Source organism: Coleofasciculus sp. FACHB-712, from assembly GCF_014695635.1.
Lineage (GTDB): Bacteria > Cyanobacteriota > Cyanobacteriia > Cyanobacteriales > FACHB-T130 > FACHB-T130.
Map to the genome: position 1 here is coordinate 1 of NZ_JACJOQ010000271.1, position 1940 is coordinate 1940.

The window sequence follows — 1940 nt, forward strand, 5'->3', positions numbered from 1 at the left end:
AAGTACAAATCCAGTGCCTCGTCAATTTTCGCGTCGATCATGCCAAAATTGAGCATCAGATGCGCCATTGCTCGGTTGCGATGCCCGGTCGTTCGCTCTGACATGAACACGGAGATATCAATAAATAGGTTGTGTCCAACGTAACGCTGAAACATATCCAGCATCCGGTTTAAGCGCTCAGTTGGTCCCACTCCTTTAATTAAACTGGTGGTAGCGATCGCTCCCGCATTTACCATTGGGTTATACGGTCGCTTTGAGGATTCATCCAGCTTAATAATTGAGTTAAAAGCATCGCCAGTGGGTTCCACTCCCACCCTTTTTACAACGTAATCGCGCCCATGATCTTCCAGCGCCATTCCGTATACAAATGCCTTGGAAATCGACTGAAGAGTGAACAACTGTTCCCAATCACCGATTTCATAAACTTGACCATCCACGGTGACAATGCATATCCCGAACCAATCCGGGTCTGCCTTTGCAAGTTCCGGGATATAGTTTGCCAATACACCTTCATGGATTGACTTATACTTGATATGCAAGTTGTTGAGAAAGTCTTGCAGGATGGCACTTGCCATTTGTTATTGGTAATGAGTTCTTGGGAATGGGGAATCGCTAATTGTTTCGGGTGACATTAGCGATTAAAAATTAACGTAAACTTGCCGCCGCCTGTTTGATGGGTTCAAGCAAATCTAAAGGTACCTGAAGCATATTCAGCGTACTGCGATCTGGAGTTTTCGGATCAGGACTGGGACCATGATAATCGCTGCCGCCTGTCATCAGTAAGCCATATTCAGCACACAACTTTTTGAGATTTTGGATTTCTTTGGCGCTATGGTTAGGATGATAAACCTCAACGCCCATTAACCCAGCAGCAACCAATTCTTTCAGCACTTCCTTCACATCACCGCCTCGAAACAGGTAGGGATGCGCCCACACAGGCACGGCACCGCAAGAACATAACATGGCAATCCCTTCAACAATCGAGAATTTCTCGTAATGCACATAAGCTGGTTTATCATCCCCCAGCAGGCGATCAAAAGCTTCCCGCGATGACTGAAAATAACCGGCTTTCACGAGGGCAGTCGCAATATGAGGACGCCCCGGTGCCATGCCTTCACCTAATTCAGGTAACTGAATCGGGTAGCCTAATTCTGCCAGTTTGGCGACCATTTGTTGCGATCGCCGTTTCCGTCCTTCTAGGCGATCGCCTAGAGGTTCTCGCAGCTTCTGTGCATCTGGGTAAAAGCCCAAAATATGTAAGGAGCAATGGTTGTGAACGGTGCTGAGTTCCAATCCGGGGACAATTTCCAGGTTATGCAGTTTGGCAGCAGCAAACGCCTCATCCCAGCCATTCATCGTATCGTGATCGGTAATGGCAAGGGCGCGGACTCCGGCACTCATCGCCGCGTTAACGAGTTCGCTGGGCGTGAGGGTGCCGTCTGAGTAAGTGGTGTGGCAGTGTAGTTCTAGCATTCTTTAATTGTCGCTTGATTCACGCTCGGTAAGATTGTGGCGGACTAAACTCGACGAAAGACGTCTTGGCAAAACTCTAGCGCTGTTTTCAAGTCGCTGGTTTGCCGAGGATACGCAACTTCTGGACGAGTAATTACCACTAAAGGAATGCCTAACTCTGCGGAAACCCTGCGCTTGATATCTTCTCCCCCAGCCGTTCCTGATGCTTTCGTAACCACAAGGGAAATGTCCCACTGTCGCCACAGCGCCATTTCCAATTCCGCAGAGATGGGGGGGCGAATCGCAATCAGTTTATCGGGTGCAAACCCTGATTGTAAAGCTGCTTCCAGCGCTGTTACGGAAGGAAGAATTCGGGCAAATAAAGTAGACTTTTCTTGCCAAGGACGGAACCGGGACAAGCTTCGATAACCAATTGTCAGTAGCACCCGTTGCCCTTGTAGGTAGTCTCCAGATAAAAGCGTGTCGAA

The 1940-nt window shown here is 48.6% G+C and carries 3 protein-coding genes; all 3 read right to left on the reverse strand.

Translation table 11 applies throughout. The annotated features are described in order from the left end of the window. The coding region (locus H6F50_RS07495) for a glutaminase (protein ID WP_190428037.1) at nt 1–575 on the reverse strand (575 nt) is incomplete at its 3' end. Nucleotides 576–645: 70 nt separating this feature from the next. Next, nucleotides 646–1473, reverse strand: a complete 828-nt coding sequence (locus tag H6F50_RS07500) for a PHP domain-containing protein (protein ID WP_190428039.1) — start codon at nt 1471–1473, stop codon at nt 646–648. 44 nt (nt 1474–1517) lie between these two features. Next, nucleotides 1518–1940, reverse strand: a 423-nt coding sequence (locus H6F50_RS07505) for a precorrin-6A/cobalt-precorrin-6A reductase (protein ID WP_190428041.1), incomplete at its 5' end; no start/stop codon positions are given.